The sequence below is a fragment of the Pedobacter paludisoli genome, assembly GCF_052344095.1.
Lineage (GTDB): Bacteria > Bacteroidota > Bacteroidia > Sphingobacteriales > Sphingobacteriaceae > Pedobacter.
In genome coordinates this window covers 4,058,671-4,077,872 of sequence record NZ_CP179926.1, presented here as the reverse complement: position 1 = coordinate 4,077,872, position 19,202 = coordinate 4,058,671, and the positions used below count along the sequence as shown (strand labels likewise).

Sequence of the window (19,202 nt, the reverse complement as noted above, 5' to 3'; positions counted from 1 at the left end):
ATGGAATTAATTTTTCGGATACTAAAATTTGGGATAACTGGTCTGCTAGGCATGATCATCGACTTTGGCGCTACTTGGCTGTGTAAAGAAAAAATAAAGCTCGATAAATACGTGTCTAATGCAATTGGATTTACGCTAGCGGTGACCAACAATTACATTATTAACCGCATATGGACTTTTAATAGCCATAATCAGCATTGGGGAACTGAGTTTGGAAAATTTCTGGTGGTAAGTTTCGTCGGGTTGGGATTAAATACCGGTATTATTTATCTGTTCCATCAGCGTAAAAACGGAACCAATTTTTATGTAGCAAAGTTTTTTGCTGTCGTGATTGTGTTTATCTGGAATTTCATAGCTAACCAGTTTTTTACTTTTAAGTAGTTTTTTTAGCGATAAAATAAAATACAACCAGCCAAATTAATCCCTTAATTAGGAAAAATAAAAAGCCAACCACGCCTACGCGCTTAAACCATAATTTAACTTTTTCTTTATTCATAGTACTCTTGCAAAGATACGGTTTTGCACTTAATTAGAAAGATTTTAAATAAGCAATTATCCTCATTTTTGTAACTTTTACCGAACATAAGAACAAGTAATTTAGTTCATTAGCTGCAAGCGCATATGATTTTTAACAAAAAATTTTGTACTTTGTATAGAAATCTATCTTCAATGAAATTCATTAAAAATCTTTTATTTTTAGTTCTCTTCCCTACCCTACTATTTGCGCAGAAAAAACCTGACAGTATCCAAATAGATTCGTTGAAAAAAGTATATCCGGTTATCTTAAAAGGTGATACACTTCTCTCTTTTCAAAATCAACTCGGCTCCTTAACGGCAAAAGAAAGAGCTGAACGAACCCGCAATAAATTAGTTGAAATTGAAAATAATTTAATCGTTAAAACCGACTCCATCAAGATTTTGCAGCTAGACGACAATACCGAAGTATTGTACAACGATGAAATTATTTTTTCTTTATCAAAAGCAGATGCAGATAGTTTAAAAACAACGACCACTGATTTAGCCGAAAAGTACCGCGCACGTATTGTTCAGTACATTTTAGCAAACAATAAGGAAGTTGATACAGTAGAAATATTAAAAAGAACTGGATTAGGGCTTTTAGTGCTGCTAATTCTAAGTTTTATTATATACATCATTAATAAGTTTTCTAGTCGCTTTTTAGACTTCTTAACGCTTAAATTATTAAGCAACATTAAGGCTATTAAGATTAAAGAGTATGAATTAATTACCAAAACACGTGCGATTTCAATTTTCAGAAGAACATTTAACGTGTTCAAAACGATTCTTATTTTACTGCTTATTTACCTGACTCTACCAATCTTATTTAGAATTTTTCCTTGGAGTCGAGGTTGGGGCGACCACTTGCTCAATTTTATTTTAAACCCTCTTGAAAACATTTTTACCAGCGTAGTAAACTTTATACCAAACCTCATCACCATCCTCGTAATTGTATTGGTATTTAGATACATTAATAAAGTTTTCAAATTTTTATCACGCGAAATTGAAAATGGCAAGTTAGAGATTAAAGGGTTTTATGCCGACTGGGCCATGCCTACTTACAACATTATTAAAGTAATTATTTATGCTTTTATGTTGGTAGTTATTTGGCCTTTTATTCCAGGTTCCAATTCCGATATTTTTAAAGGGGTTTCAGTTTTTCTAGGGATATTAATTTCCTTGGGTTCATCGACCGCTATTAGCAATATTGTAGCGGGATTGGTAATTACCTATATGCGCCCTTTTAAAATTGGTGATCGTGTAAAAATTGGTGATATTACCGGCGATGTGGTTGAAAAAGCATTTCTGGTTACGCGGATAAAAACGGTTAAACACGAAATCATCACTATACCGAACTCAGCTATTTTAAACGGGAATACCGTAAATTATAGTTCTGCTGCCGACAATGAAGGACTGATTATGCATACCACCGTAACCATTGGGTACGATGTTCCGCACAAAAAAGTACATGAGATGTTGATTGAGGCTGCAAAGCGCTGCGAACTCCTGATGGAAGATAAAGAGCCTTTTGTTTTGCAAACCAGCTTAGATGATTTTTATGTTTCTTATGAGCTAAATGTGTACACCGCACATGAGCATAGAATGTCGGCTATTTACTCCATTATTCATCAGGAAATCCAAAATGTGTTTAATGAAAATGGAGTAGAAATTATGTCGCCGCATTATAAAGCGATGCGCGATGGAAATGAAACAACCATTCCTTCTGCTTACCGAGCAGAAGATTATGAAGCGCCAGCCTTTAAAGTAAAAGAAGACAAAGCGAAAAAATAACATTGCAAAAAGAATGGTTTGAATAATTTTTAACCCATTCTTTTTTATTTGCCCGATGGCAATAATTTTATTGTTTTTGCTTTAAACCTATTGTTGACAATTTCGCCACTTACTTCGGCTTTACTTACGGCATTGCAAAAGCCATGTTTTCCATGTGCATCGCCAAAATCATCAATATCTTTTCCATCAACGAAATAGGCTTTTCCATCAATTTTGACGGCCAAATCACATGACTTTCCTTTTAATTTAAACTGGCATTCGCCGCAGGCTATTTCTACTGTTTTGTTAGTTATGATAGTGCTTGTAGCCTTTTTTGGTGTTGTTTGTGCTTGTGCAAAAAGTCCAATAAAAAGACCGAAGGCTAAGGTGCTTAAAAATTTCATTTTCGTATTATTTTGTTTCAAAGATAGCTTTTTTGTTTTTGAATGCTTCTGTTTTTTGTTTGCTAAACCCGACTGAGGGGGAAAGCCTTTTTTGTTTTACTTCAATTGTTTTTTAATTGAACTTTCACAAAAAAGCTTGTACCAAAAGGCGGGACTAACGTTAAAAAGAGGACCGGACCTTGATTTTCGAAATAAAAAAAGGGAACCTGCTTTCGCCGTTCCCTTTTAATTATGTGTTTCAGCCGAGGCTGAGTGTTTTTGATTAGTATCTGTATTCGTCTGATTTAAATGGACCTTCTACTGATACACCGATATAATCGGCTTGGTGTTGGTCTAATACTTCTAATTCTACGCCGATTTTTTCTAAGTGCAAGCGTGCTACTTTTTCATCTAAATGTTTCGGTAACGTATACACCTTGTTTTCGTAAGCGGCTGTGTTTGTCCAAAGTTCTAATTGCGCCAAGGTTTGGTTGGTAAACGAGTTACTCATTACAAAACTTGGGTGACCTGTTGCGCAACCTAAGTTTACTAAACGACCTTCTGCCAAAACAATTACGTCTTTTCCGTCGATGGTATATTTATCTACTTGTGGTTTGATTTCGATTTTAGTATCGCCATATGCACCATTTAACCAAGCCATATCGATTTCGTTATCGAAGTGCCCGATGTTACAAACGATTGCTTTGTCTTTTAATGCGCGGAAGTGTTTTTCGCGAACGATATCGCAGTTTCCAGTAGTGGTTACCACGATGTCTGCTTCTTTAATAGCCGTGTCTAAGCGTTTTACTTCGTAACCTTCCATAGCAGCTTGTAATGCACAGATTGGGTCGATTTCGGTTACGATTACACGCACTCCTTGCGAGCTTAACGATTCTGCTGAACCTTTACCCACGTCGCCATAACCACAAACTACGGCTACTTTACCGGCCATCATTACGTCGGTTGCACGACGAATTGCGTCTACTAATGACTCGCGACATCCGTATTTGTTATCGAATTTCGATTTTGTTACTGAATCGTTTACGTTGATTGCTGGTAAGTGCAATGTTCCGTTTTTCATGCGCTCGTATAAGCGGTGAACGCCGGTAGTGGTTTCTTCTGATAATCCTTTGATTGCTGGAATTAACTCTGGGAAACGATCGAATACCATGTTGGTTAAATCGCCACCGTCATCTAAAATCATGTTTAATGGTTGACGATCTGGACCGAAGTGTAACGTTTGCTCGATGCACCAATCAAATTCTTCTTCGTTTAATCCTTTCCATGCGTATACTTGAATTCCCGCAGCAGCGATTGCCGCAGCAGCGTGATCTTGTGTTGAGAAAATATTGCATGATGACCAGGTAACTTCTGCTCCTAAAGCTACTAAGGTTTCAATTAAAACAGCCGTTTGGATGGTCATGTGTAAACAACCTGCAATACGTGCGCCTTTTAAGGGTTGCGACGGACCAAATTCTTTACGCAAACTCATTAAACCTGGCATTTCTGCTTCGGCTAATTCGATTTCTTTACGGCCCCATTCTGCCAGTGAAATGTCCTTAACTTTGTAAGGTACATAGGTAGTCTCTACTGATGACATATATTTTTATTTTGTTTTTTAATTGAACCTCGTCAAAACAAGGCTTTTACAAGCGATTTTTTTTTGACGCCACAAAATTACGCAATAGTTATTCGTATTCAAAGTTTTATCCTGTTTGTATATTGCTTTGGAAATAACTTGACAAAAATTTCATGAATTTACTTTATTTACCAAAAGTATCCACGTACAAATCTTCTACTTTCTTACGTGCCCAAGGGGTTTTACGCAAAAATTTAAGGCTTGAATTTATACTCGGATTACTGTGGAAACAATTAATGCGAATTAATGTATCTAACTTTTCCCATCCGTAATGTGCTTGCAAATCGGTAACAATTTTGAGCAAGGTAATACCGTGCAAGGGATTATTCTTTTGAGTTTCAACCATGTTGCAAATATATCAATAAATCACACCGCTTAGTTGTTCCGACAAAAGTGTAAAAAACAAAAGAGGCCACCTTTTGGTAGCCCCTTTTTTGGTGTACAATTCAAGTTATTTACTTGCCGGCCATACATTGTTGGCTGGATTTGAATCGGGCAATACCTTATTGGGATCTAATGTTACCGACTCTATTTCTTCCGTCGTATTGTACGGTACAAACCAGGTGTTATTTTTCATCCATACGTCTACTCCTATTTTAATAAGATCGGTTCTACCACTTTTGGTTTTCACCTGCAGGATAATTGGCATTGGCATTTTCTCAAAATTTACTACTTTAATAGCATAGCCAACTCTTTGGTTGTCCTTTTTAACTTCCTGAACATCTGCAATACCTTGGTCCATTTTCCAATTATTTAAGAACCAACTTCTCCAGAACCAGGCCAAATCTTCACCTGCAGCGTTTTCCATCGAACGGAAAAAATCAACGGGTGTTGGGTGTTTGAAAGCCCAGTTTTTAATGTATTCACGAAAAGCATAATCAAAACGATCTTCGCCTAAAATTTGCTCTCTTAAAATGTTCAATCCCCATCCTGGTTTACTGTATAAATTGATTCCGATATTGCGTTCGGTCATTCCATCAGGCATTAACATGATGTTTTCAAAAACCGGATTTCCGATCAATTGTTGCCCAACACGATTCATATCTGTTGGACGTTCGCTATACTCGCCTTTATTAAAATTTTTCGCTGAAATATCATTGATAAATGTATTAAAACCTTCATCCATCCAACCATATTTACGTTCGTTTGAACCCACAATCATTGGGAACCAGGTGTGTCCAAACTCGTGGTCAATTACACCCCAAGCAGCTCCTTTTTTTGCTTTCCAACCACAGAAAACAATCCCAGGATACTCCATTCCACCAATATTTGTAGCCACATTCACGGCCATTGGGTACGGATATTCAAACCATTTGCTCGAATAATGTTCGATAGTTGTTTTTACATATTCTACTCCACGTCCATATCCGTCTACGCCGTTACTCTCAACGGGATGCGCCGAAACAGCTAAAGATTTTTTACCGCTTGGAAGATTGATACGTGCAGCATCTAACACAAAAGATTTTGACGAAGCCCAGGCAGCATCACGTGCATTTAAAATCTTAAATTTCCACGTTAATTTATCGGTACTTGGACGTGATTTAGGATCCGTCACTTCTGCCTCCGATCGAATGTGCACGGTTGCATCGCTATTTTTAGCGGCATTCCAACGGCTTAATTGTTCTGACGTAAATACTTCTTTTGGATTTAACAACTCGCCTGAACCCATCACAATGTGACTAGCCGGTGCAGTAATCGAAAAAGTAATATCGCCATACTCGCAATAAAATTCACCTGCACCCCAATATGGTAAGGTATTCCAGCCCAGTACATCATCGTACACACACATGCGTGGGAACCATTGAGCGATGGCAAAAATCTCCCCGTTTTTGGTGGTTAAATGTCCTGTTCTATCCGAACCTTCCTTAGGTACCACGTACGAATAATCCATTTTAATGGTAATTACCTCGTTTGGCTCCAATGCTTTATCTAAACGAATTTGCATTCGAGTATCTTCAATAATAGAAGAAAATTTGCTTCCACCTTTTTGGTTTACCGCTAAGTTTTCAATTTTATAGCCGCCAACAAACGCTTCGCCTTGCGCACCATAACGACTGCGCGATGGTGTAATGGCTTTACCGCGCGAATCTCCTTTAAACGTATTTTGATCCAATTGCAACCATAAATACGGCAATTTATCGGGACTGTTATTTTTATAGGTGATTGATATCACACCGGTAACCAAGTTTTTTGTGTCGTCTAAATTGGCTGAAATGGTATAATCGGCTCTATTTTGCCAATATTTGGCTCCAGGAGCTCCGTTTGCAGATCTAAATTCGTTTCCATTGCTGGTGTAAAACAGAGGGCCGAATGCTTCTGAAGGATTGTAATTTGTGGTGGTGCCTGGCTGTTGTGCGGCTGACTTTAACGTCAACAAACAGCAGGCTAAACCGAATGGTAAAAGTTGGTTTAGTTTTAAGTTCATAAAAAGCTAGTTTGAATTGTAAAGATAAAAAATAAGCACAAATAGGAGTATTTGTGCTTAAATTGTTACTTTTTACGTTTTTAAATGGCTAATTGGCGTTCAGATTAGGTAAATCTTCTAACTTTTGTTGTTTTGGCGTTAACTTTTTCCACGCAGAAAATGACTTTGAAATATAGTAATTGTATGGGAAAGGACGCTGCGCTTTAACGGCTTCTACTGTTGGGCGATACAAAACCATAAAGTTTTTTAATGCTTGTCCTTCCAACTTGGTTAAATTGCCGACTACCATCTGCGAAAAATTATAATCTATTTCTTGATTGTACTTATCTTTTTCTTCTAAAGCGGCCTCTTTTTGTTTTTGCCTTTTATAACGGCCATACCCTAAACTTAGGTTTACACCACCAACTTTATCGTTCATGTCTTTACGATCTAAGTTTCCCCCGGTATTAATGGGTACATAGGCTTCTGCGTTTGGGTCCTTATAATTAGCAATCTCGCTATTAATTTTCACACCTGTTACGGTTACATCATTCAACGTATTTTCTTTCGAAGGTAAATACACCTTGCGCGCTTGTAAATTAAGCAGGTAAAGGGTATCGGTATGGTACCCTACTAAAGAAAACTCAAGTAAATCGCCCACTTTAGCAGCTATGGTATATTTACCGTCTTTGCTGGTGGTGGTTACATGGTGATTGGTTAAATTCCGAACATTTACGCCCGGCAAACTGGCGGTTCGCTTTCCGTAATCGAAAACCGTTCCTGTACTTGTTTGCGCAAAAGCACCAAATGGAAGCAGGCAAAATAAGAGGATAATAATTCGTTGCATTTTCAAAGATAGATTAAGGTTTAAATGTGCTTTTAATAAGACTAAGTATCACCTAAGATAGTAATTTTAAATAACTGTCGGCATCAAAACCAATGAATACTGCGTCGTTATCTTTTTCTATCACTGGACGTTTAATGGCACTGGTATTTTGCAATAAGTATGCCACAGCATCTTCCTGACTTTTTATTTCCGCTTGTTGCTCTTTGCTTAACTTTTTCCATGTAAGACCTTTTCTATTTAAAACAACTTCCCAGCCAAACGTGGCACACCATTGATTTAATTTTTCGGGGCTTATCCCCTTCTTTTTAAAATCATGAAACTCAAATTCTAGGTTATTTTCTTTTAACCAATCGATTGCTTTTTTTACTGTATTGCAATTGGGAATGCCGTAAACTACCATAATGTTTTTTAATTTTTCCGTATTAGGAGATAAAGGTACTATCTTTTTTGAAGCCTTTGATACATTTAACATCTGTTTACATTTTAGCGTTTTCCCTTTTGTATTTCATGTCCATCACATTTTATGGATGATTCATCACATTTTAAAATTTCCTTTTTAAATCATTCGTAAAATTGCAGCAAGTAAAAACAATACAGTAAAAATGAAAACTAAAAGCCTCAATCGCCTTGAATTTTGGATTGCCACTTCGGTTTACATCCTGGCACTTATTAACATTTGTTCCTTAACTGCTTATGACAGTCCGAACAGCTACTTTTTTATTGAGGAAAAAATCCGATACAATGTTTTGACGAACTATTTCATCCCACAAACATTCAAATGCAGTTTACTGTATGTCAGCTTCTTGCTCTACAGTTTCTTTATTTCTCCTCAACTCATGAACCGAGAGAAAATTGTACAAAACGTGCTCGTATCATTGATCATAACAGGTTCTACTATTTTACTTTGGATGGTAGCCAATACCTATTCGAAAGCATATATTTTGGTGCAATACATGAGCCTAAATCGCGCCTATGCAATCTTCTTTACAAAGGCCTTTATTTTTATTGTGTTTATGCATTTATTGTTTGTAGCATATACATTTTTTAATGAAAAAGGACAGGAATGGCTATCAAAACGTGCATTTTTAAAAGGATACGAACCCTCTATTATTCAAGAAATATTTGTGGCTACGCGTATTTGGGGTATTTCGTTAATCATATTTGCCGTTTTATTGGCCGAAAATTCAAATTACTCGCCCTTAATCTTATGGTTGGTCATTCCGCCCATAAATATTCTGGTTACCTTTTATTCTATTTACGACACCATTCCAGCTTTAAGAAAAAAATACAAAGCATTTGGTCGCTATTTTTGGGGAAATGTGGGGATATCTATTTTAATTTGCGCCGCACTCGCTTTGTTCTTTATTCCTTTTATGAACTATGGCGAAGTTTTCCCGATTACGATTGCCTTAACTTGTGTGAGCTTAATCTTCTTAGCTACCCCGCTTGCCTGGTTTATCTACAAAAACAAATTTGAGAAATTCAGTCAAATTCAACAGTTAAAAACCGAATTAGGAAAATCGGATGCGAGTTTAAACTTTCTTAAATCGCAAATAAACCCACATTTCTTGTTCAATGCGTTAAACACTTTGTTTGGAACTGCTTTGCAGGAAAATGCCGAGCGTACGGGAGAAGGCATTCAGAAACTGGGCGACATGATGCGTTTTATGCTACACGAAAACACACTGGATAAAATCCCCCTATCGCGCGAAGTTGAATACCTCAACAACTACATCGATTTACAAAAGCTCCGTACATCGCGCTCTGCGGATATCAAAATTGATTGCAGCATTCAAGAGCAATTTAACAACCTGCAAATTACGCCCATGTTATTAATACCCTTTATTGAAAATGCTTTTAAGCACGGCATTAGCTTGCAACAACCTTCATACATCAAAATCAGTTTACAAACCAAGGATAATAGCTTATTTTTTGATATCAGCAACAGCATCTATTTAAAATCTGACAACGACCCCGAAAAACTAAAAAGTGGGATTGGACTGGAAAATGTTAAGCAACGTCTGAATTTATTGTATTTCGGAAAACACGAGCTGGTTATTCGCGAAACGGCTACCGAGTTCTTTGTGCACTTAACCTTGGTATTAGAATAAAACAAGTTGTATATTGCAAATTATCCGTTTAAATGCATGCTTGCAATAGCCATAGATGATGAGCCCATTGCGCTCGATATAATTCAATCGCATGCCGAAAAAGTGTCTTTTGTGAACTTGACACGCGTATTCACAAATGCCTTTGAAGCAAATGCGTACTTGTTGGAACACCCGGTCGATTTGTTGTTTCTGGACATCAAAATGCCCGATATAAGTGGAATAGACTTTTTAAAAAGTTTGAAAAACCCACCCATGGTTATTTTTACTACTGCATATACCGAGCATGCCGTTCAAAGTTTTGAATTAGATGCAATTGATTACTTGTTAAAGCCTTTTTCATTATCGCGTTTTCTAAAGGCCTGCAATAAAGCGCAAGAACTTTTTAATTTACGCAACCAAAAAACCGACAACCATGCGGATTACATTTTTGTGAAAGATGGTTACGAACAAATAAAGGTTGTTTTTGGGGAGATTTTGTTTGTGGAGGCCTCCGGAAATTACACCCAAATTCAGCTTGCACATGGCCTCATCAGCACACGCATAACCATACATGAGTTGGTTGAATTACTACCCAAAACAGACTTTATTCGATGCCATCGAGCTTTTATTGTTGCCAAAAATAAAATCACGAAATACGATCGAAATCAAATTTGGATTCAAGAAAAAATAATCCCCATTGGCGCTACATTTGCTGCCTCTATGGGACAAATGAATAGCTAAAGTTTAATCAAAATACGAATATTTCTATTTTCTCTAGTATCTTTAAGACAGAATACATCTACCATATTCTACATTATTGATACATAGAATTAAAAATGATTAAACTAAACTTCAAACAACAAGTACTAAATGGGTTTGCCATTACGCTATTATTTGTGTTTATATCGGCACTTAGTTCGTACTTAAGTATCCAATCGCTTTCTAAAAGTTCCGCAGCCGTTGATCACACCAATGATGTTATTAGAGTTGCTCAAAAAATTGAGCTCGACTTGGTAAACACCGAGGCTAGTCTTCGCGGTTATTTGTTAAATAAAGACAGTAAACACTTAAGAGCGTACAAAATTTCGAGTGAGGATTTATTACCCGCGGTTTCGCAATTATCGGCACTTATTCAAAATCCCAAACACAAAAAAATAAGCAAAAAAATAGAATCCCTCATTCATTTAAAACTTAGCAATCTCGAAGAAAGAATTAATAATCCACTCGATATCGCGCTAAGCAATGAGGGAGAAGATCTAAAAATTGAATTCCTGAAATTAAACGACGAGCTGATTGATAGTGAACTTTTACTTTTAAGGGAAAGAAAAGAATATTGGCAAAAAAGTAGCGACAAAACCATTATCATCGTTTTAGGCAGTTCCATTATTATTTTTGGTTTGATTTTGTTTCTCTTGCGCTACATCCGCAGCACTTTTACGCGTCAAAAACAAATAGAAACAGAAATTCTGCAGAAAAACACACACTTAGCCGAAATATCTGCACAGAACGAATACAACAATTGGCACCTCAGTCAGGCGGCCATTATTAATCAATCTATTCGTGGACAGCAAAAAGTAGATGAACTATCATCCAATATTGTGACAGCACTTTGTAATCAACTAGGCGCGCAGATGGGAGGCATTTTCATCCTCAACGAGCACAATCAGCGAATGGAACTTTCAGCAACGTTTGCCTATCCGGAAAACGGAATAACCTCATTCAAATTAGGCGATGGCTTGGTAGGACAAACGGCTTTGGAAAGAAAACCAAAATTGATTGAAAATATCCCCAACAACTACCTACACATCCAATCAGGATTGGGAACAATCAGTCCTTTGACTTTATTTATTCTACCCATTTCATTTGAAGACAAAATCCTTGCGGTGCTAGAATTCGGTTTTATAAATCCTCCGGAAGAAAAGAATATTGAGTTAATTAAAACCCTCAGCGATAGTATTGGCATTGCATTAAATCGTGCCATCGGGCTCAAAAAACTGCAACAATTGTTTGAACAAACCAAACAACAATCGATTGAATTAACCGCCCAAAAAGAAGAACTGTACAGTACCAATGAGGCACTATTACATAAAACGGAAGCCTTACAGGCATCGGAAGAAGAACTTAAAGTACAACAAGAAGAACTTCAGCATGCCAATGCCGAGTTGGAGGAAAAAGCGCTTCTGTTGGAGGAACGCAATGAATTAATTAATAAAGCGAACGAATCCATCAGCGCAAAAGCCGAAGAACTGGAGCTAAGCAATAAGTATAAATCGGAGTTTTTAGCCAACATGAGTCATGAACTGCGCACTCCTTTAAATAGTATTTTAATTTTAGCGCAAATACTCCATGAAAACCAACAACTTAATTTAACCAACGAGCAGGTTAAATATGCGGGTGTAATTCGCAATGCAGGAAGCGATTTATTAAATTTGATCAACGACATTTTAGATCTTTCTAAAATAGAATCGGGCAATATAGACCTCCACCTGCAAGATATCAACTTGCACACGATCGAAGAAAATATGACGGCACTTTTCGCTGAAATTGCCAAACAGAAAGATATAACGTTCGAAATGAAGCTTGAGCAAAGTTTACCTGCCACTTTTCATACGGATCAGGTACGGCTTGAGCAAATCATTAAAAATTTGTTATCAAATGCTTTTAAATTTACTTCAAAACATGGTCATGTTTCTCTTGAAATGGGTCTAGCAAACCCGGCAGAGTGCAAAAGAAATAGACTTAAAAATGCAGCGGAACAGCCACTCTATTTTAAGATAAAGGATTCTGGAATTGGTATTTCAAAAGAAAAATTAAACATCATTTTCGAAGCTTTTCAACAAGAAGACGGCTCAACCAGCCGAAAATATGGTGGTACTGGATTAGGCTTATCCATCAGCAAGGAATTAGCCGCTATTTTAGGAGGAGAAATTCAGGTACAAAGCGAATTATCAGTTGGCAGCACCTTTACCCTATTCTTGCCACAAAACCTCGTAATCGAATCACCGAAAGAGGGGGAAGAAGAAGAAATCCATGTAGAAAAAGAAGTTATTATCCGTTCAGATTCACATGAAAGGCCCAAAAAAGGTAGTACATTGCTAATTATCGAAGACGATGAAACATTTGCCTCTGTTTTAAAAGATTATGCGCTTGACAAAGGCTTCAATCCCATGGTAGCCTATAGCGGCGATGTAGGCTTAGAAATAGCGCAAAAAGAACTCCCCGACGCCATCGTGCTAGATGTAATGCTACCGGTAATGGATGGATGGAGCGTATTAAAAGCACTCAAGGAAAATCCTGAGACAAAACACATCCCCATCCACATGATGTCGGCAGGCGATGAAAAACCAATTCAAGCTAAAAAAGAAGGAGCTATTGGTTTTTTAAAGAAACCAGTAGAAAAGGAAAGTTTGGATCGGGCATTTAATCTCTTAATCCAAGAAGATCCTAAGGCCTTAAAAAACATCTTAATCATTGATAATCAAGCAAAAGAAGCCAGCATTTTAAAGGCTCAGCTTTTTGAAAAAGGCATAAATGTTTCGGTGGTTCGTACGGGAGAGGCAGCCTTAAAAGCGCTCCAGCAACAAGGCTTTGATTGCATTGTTTTAGACTTAGTCTTGCCCGATATTTCTGGTATTGCCCTATTGGACAAACTGAAATCGGATCCATCGTTGCAACATTTACCCATCATCATCAATACGGCGATGGAGCTTGACAAAGAACAAATGGCGCATATTTTGAAAGATACGGATGCCATGGTCATGAAAACAGAAAAATCGAACGATCGATTGTTAGATGAAGTAAGTCTATTCATTAACAAACTCCAAAATCAATCTGATCAACCTGTTGAAATGTACGCGCCTGTGATTGAGAGCAGAAAGAAATCGAGTCATAGTTTAGAAAAAACCCTCAGCAATAAAACTATTTTAATTACAGACGACGATATGCGAAATGTTTTCGCGCTTTCAAGTGCGTTTCAAGCGTATAAAATGAATGTTGTAGTAGCTAATAATGGTGCGGAGGCCTTAAAACAATTGGAGAGTCATTCAAAAATCGATCTGATATTAATGGACATCATGATGCCCGAAATGGACGGTTACGAAACCATGCAACACATTCGTAAAAATAAAAAAACGGCCAAGTTGCCTATTATTGCATTAACCGCAAAAGCGATGAAAAACGATCGCGAAAAATGCATTAAAGCCGGAGCCAACGATTATATTTCAAAACCAGTAGACATTGATAAGCTCGTATCCATGATGCGGGTTTGGCTCAGTTAACGATGAACAAGCAACCCATTAACAACTATGAAATTTCTTCATCGGAACTGAAAGATTTAATTGAGCTAATTAAAAATATCCACGGTTTCGATTTCGGAAACTATGCGCAGGCCTCTCTTAAAAGGCGTGTTAACCTCATTTTGAATAATCAGAAGTGGAGTATTTTTGATTTAAAAAATCAACTCACAAATACCTCCTCCTATTTCGACACCTTTTTAGAAAGTATTACCGTCAATGTAACCGAAATGTTCCGCGACGCTCCTTTTTTCATTGCCGTAAAAAAAAATATTCTTCCGTATTTAAAATCATATCCGCACATAAAGGTATGGAACGCCGGTTGCTCTACTGGCGAAGAATTATACTCTTTCTCCATTCTTTTTCAAGAAGAAAACTTATATGATCGTACATTTTTTTACGGAACCGACATCAATGGAAAAGTTTTAGAGAAAGCAAAAGCAGGTATTTATAATTTGCAGAAAATGAAACTCTATTCTGAAAATTACCTTGCCACCGAACCAAAATACTCTCTTTCAAATTACTATACAGCCCAATACGATGCTGCTTTAATTAATCGGAGTTTAAAAAAGAATTGCTTATTTGCCTCTCACAATTTAGTTTCGGATAACCCGTTTAATGAGTTTCAGCTTATATCTTGTCGCAATGTGTTAATTTATTTCAATACTGAACTGCAAAATAAAGTAATCGAACTCTTTTACAACAGTTTAACTACCTTTGGTTTTTTATGCTTAGGAAGCAAAGAAACTATTCGCGATTCTGAGTTTGCAAAACGATTTAAAATAATTGATCGCCATAAAAACATCTATCAAAAAATTATCTAAGTTAAAGTCAACCTTATGAATAAACTTAATCTCCTAATTGTTGATGACAAACAAGAAAATATAGTAGCCCTCGAAGCACTCTTATTTAATCACGATACCAATATTATAACAACCACCTCTCCAAATGAAGCCTTGCGCATTTGTTGGGAAAAAGACATTGCCATTGCGCTTGTTGATGTTCAAATGCCAGGGATGGATGGTTTTGAATTGGTTGAAATTTTAAAGAATAATCCGCGAACAAAAGAAATTATGGTCATTTTTGTTACCGCAATTTCATTTGAAGCTAAATACGCCATTAAAGGATTAAATGTTGGGGCAATCGATTATCTATACAAACCATTAGATCCCTACATTACCTCTGCAAAAGTAGACTCGTTTCTTCAATTAGCCCGCAGCCAACGCCAAATTAAAGAAAAAAACCGTCAGCTAGAACTTATTCAAAGAGAGCTCATAAAAGCCAAAGAAGAAGCAGAACAAGGCAAACGTGCGAAAGAAAATTTCTTGGCAAATATGAGTCATGAAATTCGCACACCGATAAACGGGATTATTGGGTTGGTCCACTTATTGGAAAAAAGCAATCTAGATGATGCTCAAAAAGAAATAGTAAATCTTTTAACTATTTCATCCGATTCTTTATTAGGCGTCATAAACGATATTCTAGATATTTCGAAAATTGAGGCAGGTAAATTTAAAATCCATTTTGCCGAAATGGATATTAAATTATTAATTGAAAACGCCATCAACCTACTTAAAATCAGAGCGATTGAAAAAAACATTCAACTCTTAACCGACATTGATCCCGAATTACCGGATATTATTGTGGCCGATTCTTTAAGACTGAATCAAATACTATTGAATTTATTAAGCAATGCGATTAAATTTACCTCGGTTGGAAGCGTAACACTTGCTGCCAAAGTAAAAAACAAAAAAAGCAACAACGTTCAAATTGAGTTCAGTGTAATTGATACCGGAATTGGTATTTCTCAAGAAAATTTAAGTAAGATTTTTGATTCATTTGAACAGGCCGAAGATCAATCGGTAATGCATTACGGTGGAACTGGATTGGGCTTATCCATTGTTAAAAAACTAACGGAACTGAAAGGTGGAATGTTAAATGTAGTAAGCGAAGAGGGCAAAGGAAGCACGTTTACCTTTACCCGCTGGTACGAATTTGTTAAAGACAAAAAAATTGAACAAACACACAGTGAGGAGCATCTCTTAACCTCGTTAAAAGGATACAAAGTATTAATTGCGGAGGATAATCAAATTAATAAATTCTTAATTGTTAAAATTTTAACCCGTTGGGATGTTGAAACCACCGTAGTAGAAAACGGGCAAGAAGCTTTAGATATTTTAAAAGAAAATGACTTCCACTTAATCTTAATGGACACCTATATGCCGGTTATGAACGGTTTGGAAGCGATTAAGAAAATCCGCTTAGGCCATATACCGGGGAAAGAACAGATTCCCATTATTACCTTCTCGGCTGGCGTATTGGATAAAGATAAAGAAACCGCTTTAATGGCTGGCGCAAATGATGTGGTTGGCAAACCATTCAAAGTAAACACGTTACACCAAAAAATCATATTACATGCAAACAAGCCTTTGTAGTGCTTTAAATCTTACATCAAACCAACAGTTTTCCTTTTAACATTTGAGGCTTAACAGTATCTTTGCTTTATGGCTACACAACTAAAAAATCTATCAGATTTTTCACATACAACGGTTCCGAATGGAGCGAATTATACCTTTGGCATTCTAGTGGCCGAATGGAATGCTGAAATTACAGGCGCATTATACAACGGTGCGTTAAAAACGTTACTAGAAAACGGCGTAAAAGAAGAAAACATTGTTTCAATTCCAGTTCCTGGAACATTTGAATTATCAGGCGCAGCCGATATTTTATTGAGTAAAAGACACGATGTAGATGCGGTTATTTGTTTGGGTTGCGTTATCCAAGGCGAAACCAGACATTTCGATTTCATTTGTGATGCGGTTGCAAACGGTGTAACTAATGTTTCCATTAAATATAGCAAGCCTGTTATTTTTGGTGTTTTAACCACTGATAATTTGGAACAAGCGCAGGATCGCGCTGGAGGAAAGCATGGTAACAAAGGCGACGAAGCTGCCATTACAGCAATCAAAATGGCTGATTTTTCGGCTACTATTTAAATTAATTCATAAAGTATTACTATCTTAGAGCATTAAAATTAATCATTCATGAAGAAATTAGCCATTCTATTATTGGCGGTCGTTTGTACCTGTACCATCTTACAATCTTGTTCGTCAAAACTATGCCCGGCATATAGCTCATATCCTGAAGGAAAAAGTAGAAGAAACTAATATTTTACTCAAATAGCGCTCATTTACACCCCATAACTACAAAAATGAATTGGCTTAATCTCACTTCTCTAGAACAATTAAACGAAATTAAAAATGCCGAGGGCTATTCGCTTATTTTTAAGCACAGTACCCGCTGCTCTATTAGCATGATGGCGAAACGTAATTTCGAGTTCAACTGGGATGTGATTCCGCAAGAAACTAATTTGTATTTTTTGGATTTAATTGCTTACCGGGAAATCTCTAATGAAATTGCCGAATTGTTTCAGGTAGCGCATCAATCGCCACAAATTTTATTAATTAAAAATGGGGATTGTATTTTGGAGGCATCGCATAGCGATATTTCTGCCGAAGAGGTTGCCGAGGTAATTGCCGCTTAATTCGCTTTATTTTCGACAAAATTATAAACCGCTGAAAAGTATTTCTTTTGTAAGAGACTTTTCAGCGGTATTTTTTTTATGCATTTTCTATTTTCAAAATCTTCGAGGTTCTACTTCTCGTTGCTTTTGATAGTTCCGTGTCTTTTGCGAGCTCCTTACCGTAGGTAGGAATCATTTCTACAATTTTAGCCTGCCATTCAGCAGTCGCTAAATCCTCTTTAAAGCAACGACTTAGCAATTCTAACATAATTGAAACCGCTGTTGAAGCACCTGGAGATGCGCCTAATAAAGCAGCTATAGATCCGTCGGCAGCGCTTACCACCTCTGTACCGAATTCTAAAATTCCGCCTTTTTTCTCATCTTTCTTAATTACTTGAACGCGTTGGCCTGCATATTCCAATTCCCAATCTTTTAACTGAGCACTTGGTAAATATTCTTTTAAAGCCTCTAATCTGTCCTCTGGAGATTGGCGTACTTGTTCGATTAAATATTTTGTTAAATCGATGTTGCTTAAACCTGCCGAAATCATCGGGCGGATGTTATTAAACTTAATCGATTTTGGTAAATCGAGATATGAGCCGTTTTTCAAAAATTTAGTAGAAAAACCTGCATAAGGACCAAAAAGCAAGGCTTGTTTACCGTTAATCATGCGGGTATCTAAATGCGGTACCGACATTGGTGGTGCGCCCACGCTAGCTTTACCGTACACTTTTGCATGGTGTTTGGCAATAATTTCTTCGTTGGTACATTTTAGCCATTGTCCGCTTACTGGGAAACCGCCAAAACCTTTTCCTTCTTCAATATCCGATTTTTCTAGTAACGGTAAGGAACCGCCTCCGGCACCAATGAATACAAATTTAGCTGTGCGATTTTGCTTTTCTTTGGTATCTAAATTGCGAACTTTTACAACCCAGTTTCCTTCTTTATTTTTCTTTAAATCGCGAATTTCGTGATTAAAATGAAGCTTAACTTTTTCTTGACCTTTAAGATAATTGAACATATCGCGTGTAAGCGAGCCGAAGTTAACATCGGTACCGATGTCCATTTTGGTTGCAGCCACTTTATCAGTTTTTTTACGGTCTTCCATAATTAATGGTGCCCAGTTCTGAATCAATGCGGCATCTTCGGTGTATTCCATGTCGTTAAACAGGTTACACGTGCTTAATGCTTCGTAACGTTTTTTAAGATATTCGATATTCTTTTTACCCCAAACAAAACTCATGTGCGGGATTTTACGAATAAAGTTTTCGGGATTGCTAATTAATCCCTTTTCGATTAGATATGCCCAAAATTGTTTGGATACTTCAAAATTTTCGGCAATTTGAATAGCCTTTTTAATTTCGATGGTACCGTCTTTCTTTTCAGGAGTATAATTTAACTCACAAAAAGCCGAATGCCCAGTACCTGCGTTATTCCATGCATCAGAACTTTCGGCTGCTGCAACGTCTAAACGCTCGTAAATTTCGATACTTAAGTTGGGTTCTAATTCTTTTAACAAAACACCGAGCGTGGCGCTCATTATGCCCGCTCCAATCAGAATTACATCTGTGTCAGTTTTACCAACTGTCTTTTTCTTTTTTGTCATTTTATCTTAAAGCTGTTGCAAATTTAAAATAGTTTTCTAGTTGCCACGAATTTTAAACCCTCAAAAAGTTAAAAAATTGCGCAAAAATTAGAATTAATTCATTTTGAAACCGCATTTTTTAAGCCCTTGTAT

The 19,202-nt window shown here is 36.9% G+C and carries 17 protein-coding genes; 10 read left to right on the top strand and 7 right to left on the bottom strand.

The features are described 5' to 3' along the window. Complete coding sequence (locus ACJVDK_RS16765; protein ID WP_443937815.1) at positions 1-381, top strand: GtrA family protein; 381 nt, start codon at positions 1-3, stop codon at positions 379-381. A 288-nt stretch (positions 382-669) separates the two neighbouring features. After that, entirely contained in the window at positions 670-2,307 is a 1,638-nt protein-coding gene (locus ACJVDK_RS16760; protein ID WP_443937814.1) for a mechanosensitive ion channel family protein, read from the top strand. A gap of 44 nt (positions 2,308-2,351) precedes the next feature. Here ACJVDK_RS16760 and ACJVDK_RS16755 read toward each other — a convergent pair whose 3' ends face one another. The 6 genes from ACJVDK_RS16755 to ACJVDK_RS16730 all read right to left on the bottom strand — a co-directional run bounded on the left by ACJVDK_RS16755 (position 2,352) and on the right by ACJVDK_RS16730 (position 8,031). Continuing rightward, positions 2,352-2,690, bottom strand: a complete 339-nt coding sequence (locus tag ACJVDK_RS16755) for a DUF6370 family protein (protein ID WP_443937813.1) — start codon at positions 2,688-2,690, stop codon at positions 2,352-2,354. Between the two features lie 262 nt (positions 2,691-2,952). After that, the gene (ahcY, locus tag ACJVDK_RS16750) at positions 2,953-4,269 is read right to left on the bottom strand and encodes an adenosylhomocysteinase (RefSeq protein ID WP_443937812.1); all 1,317 of its coding nucleotides are present in this window, start codon (positions 4,267-4,269) and stop codon (positions 2,953-2,955) included. Between the two features lie 163 nt (positions 4,270-4,432). After that, the gene (locus ACJVDK_RS16745) at positions 4,433-4,654 is read right to left on the bottom strand and encodes a VF530 family DNA-binding protein (RefSeq protein ID WP_443937811.1); all 222 of its coding nucleotides are present in this window, start codon (positions 4,652-4,654) and stop codon (positions 4,433-4,435) included. 105 nt (positions 4,655-4,759) lie between these two features. Further along, positions 4,760-6,733, bottom strand: coding sequence for a M1 family metallopeptidase (locus ACJVDK_RS16740; protein ID WP_443937810.1), 1,974 nt, complete (start codon positions 6,731-6,733; stop codon positions 4,760-4,762). Between the two features lie 88 nt (positions 6,734-6,821). Then, positions 6,822-7,559: a hypothetical protein gene (locus tag ACJVDK_RS16735; protein ID WP_443937809.1), complete on the bottom strand. Its 738-nt coding sequence runs from the start codon at positions 7,557-7,559 to the stop codon at positions 6,822-6,824. Between the two features lie 52 nt (positions 7,560-7,611). Continuing rightward, positions 7,612-8,031 carry a Spx/MgsR family RNA polymerase-binding regulatory protein gene (locus tag ACJVDK_RS16730; RefSeq protein ID WP_443937808.1) on the bottom strand — a complete coding sequence of 140 codons (420 nt, stop codon included), beginning with the start codon at positions 8,029-8,031 and terminating at the stop codon, positions 7,612-7,614. Between the two features lie 130 nt (positions 8,032-8,161). On the opposite strand from ACJVDK_RS16730, the gene ACJVDK_RS16725 reads away from it, so the two are divergent. From ACJVDK_RS16725 to ytxJ, 8 genes are all read left to right on the top strand, one after another. Continuing rightward, positions 8,162-9,670, top strand: a complete 1,509-nt coding sequence (locus tag ACJVDK_RS16725; protein ID WP_443937807.1) for a sensor histidine kinase — start codon at positions 8,162-8,164, stop codon at positions 9,668-9,670. A 36-nt stretch (positions 9,671-9,706) separates the two neighbouring features. After that, complete coding sequence (locus ACJVDK_RS16720; protein WP_443937806.1) at positions 9,707-10,390, top strand: LytR/AlgR family response regulator transcription factor; 684 nt, start codon at positions 9,707-9,709, stop codon at positions 10,388-10,390. A gap of 95 nt (positions 10,391-10,485) precedes the next feature. Beyond that, a complete protein-coding gene (locus tag ACJVDK_RS16715; protein ID WP_443937805.1) occupies positions 10,486-13,926 on the top strand; it encodes a response regulator in 3,441 nt (1,146 codons plus the stop codon). A gap of 2 nt (positions 13,927-13,928) precedes the next feature. Further along, complete coding sequence (locus ACJVDK_RS16710; RefSeq protein ID WP_443937804.1) at positions 13,929-14,765, top strand: CheR family methyltransferase; 837 nt, start codon at positions 13,929-13,931, stop codon at positions 14,763-14,765. A 15-nt stretch (positions 14,766-14,780) separates the two neighbouring features. Next, complete coding sequence (locus ACJVDK_RS16705) at positions 14,781-16,376, top strand: response regulator (RefSeq protein ID WP_443937803.1); 1,596 nt, start codon at positions 14,781-14,783, stop codon at positions 16,374-16,376. 69 nt (positions 16,377-16,445) lie between these two features. Continuing rightward, a complete protein-coding gene (gene ribH, locus ACJVDK_RS16700) occupies positions 16,446-16,937 on the top strand; it encodes a 6,7-dimethyl-8-ribityllumazine synthase (protein ID WP_443937802.1) in 492 nt (163 codons plus the stop codon). Between the two features lie 48 nt (positions 16,938-16,985). Then, on the top strand, positions 16,986-17,108 hold the full coding sequence (locus ACJVDK_RS16695) for a hypothetical protein (protein ID WP_443937801.1): 123 nt from the start codon (positions 16,986-16,988) through the stop codon (positions 17,106-17,108). Between the two features lie 44 nt (positions 17,109-17,152). Next, on the top strand, positions 17,153-17,485 hold the full coding sequence (ytxJ, locus tag ACJVDK_RS16690) for a bacillithiol system redox-active protein YtxJ (RefSeq protein ID WP_443937800.1): 333 nt from the start codon (positions 17,153-17,155) through the stop codon (positions 17,483-17,485). A gap of 76 nt (positions 17,486-17,561) precedes the next feature. Here ytxJ and ACJVDK_RS16685 read toward each other — a convergent pair whose 3' ends face one another. After that, a complete protein-coding gene (locus ACJVDK_RS16685) occupies positions 17,562-19,070 on the bottom strand; it encodes a malate:quinone oxidoreductase (protein WP_443937799.1) in 1,509 nt (502 codons plus the stop codon). Positions 19,071-19,202: the final 132 nt, after the last annotated feature.

Excerpts from the sequence above, each read along its gene's own strand:
- ytxJ (WP_443937800.1), top strand. The coding sequence starts at position 17,153 with ATGAATTGGCTTAATCTCACTTCTCTAGAACAATTAAACGAAATTAAA.
- ACJVDK_RS16720 (WP_443937806.1), top strand. The coding sequence starts at position 9,707 with ATGCTTGCAATAGCCATAGATGATGAGCCCATTGCGCTCGATATAATT.
- ACJVDK_RS16710 (WP_443937804.1), top strand. The coding sequence starts at position 13,929 with ATGAACAAGCAACCCATTAACAACTATGAAATTTCTTCATCGGAACTG.
- ACJVDK_RS16760 (WP_443937814.1), top strand. The coding sequence starts at position 670 with ATGAAATTCATTAAAAATCTTTTATTTTTAGTTCTCTTCCCTACCCTA.
- ACJVDK_RS16685 (WP_443937799.1), bottom strand. The coding sequence starts at position 19,070 with ATGACAAAAAAGAAAAAGACAGTTGGTAAAACTGACACAGATGTAATT.
- ribH (WP_443937802.1), top strand. The coding sequence starts at position 16,446 with ATGGCTACACAACTAAAAAATCTATCAGATTTTTCACATACAACGGTT.
- ACJVDK_RS16740 (WP_443937810.1), bottom strand. The coding sequence starts at position 6,733 with ATGAACTTAAAACTAAACCAACTTTTACCATTCGGTTTAGCCTGCTGT.
- ACJVDK_RS16725 (WP_443937807.1), top strand. The coding sequence starts at position 8,162 with ATGAAAACTAAAAGCCTCAATCGCCTTGAATTTTGGATTGCCACTTCG.
- ACJVDK_RS16695 (WP_443937801.1), top strand. The coding sequence starts at position 16,986 with ATGAAGAAATTAGCCATTCTATTATTGGCGGTCGTTTGTACCTGTACC.
- ACJVDK_RS16755 (WP_443937813.1), bottom strand. The coding sequence starts at position 2,690 with ATGAAATTTTTAAGCACCTTAGCCTTCGGTCTTTTTATTGGACTTTTT.
- ACJVDK_RS16715 (WP_443937805.1), top strand. The coding sequence starts at position 10,486 with ATGATTAAACTAAACTTCAAACAACAAGTACTAAATGGGTTTGCCATT.
- ahcY (WP_443937812.1), bottom strand. The coding sequence starts at position 4,269 with ATGTCATCAGTAGAGACTACCTATGTACCTTACAAAGTTAAGGACATT.
- ACJVDK_RS16705 (WP_443937803.1), top strand. The coding sequence starts at position 14,781 with ATGAATAAACTTAATCTCCTAATTGTTGATGACAAACAAGAAAATATA.
- ACJVDK_RS16765 (WP_443937815.1), top strand. The coding sequence starts at position 1 with ATGGAATTAATTTTTCGGATACTAAAATTTGGGATAACTGGTCTGCTA.
- ACJVDK_RS16730 (WP_443937808.1), bottom strand. The coding sequence starts at position 8,031 with ATGTTAAATGTATCAAAGGCTTCAAAAAAGATAGTACCTTTATCTCCT.
- ACJVDK_RS16735 (WP_443937809.1), bottom strand. The coding sequence starts at position 7,559 with ATGCAACGAATTATTATCCTCTTATTTTGCCTGCTTCCATTTGGTGCT.
- ACJVDK_RS16745 (WP_443937811.1), bottom strand. The coding sequence starts at position 4,654 with ATGGTTGAAACTCAAAAGAATAATCCCTTGCACGGTATTACCTTGCTC.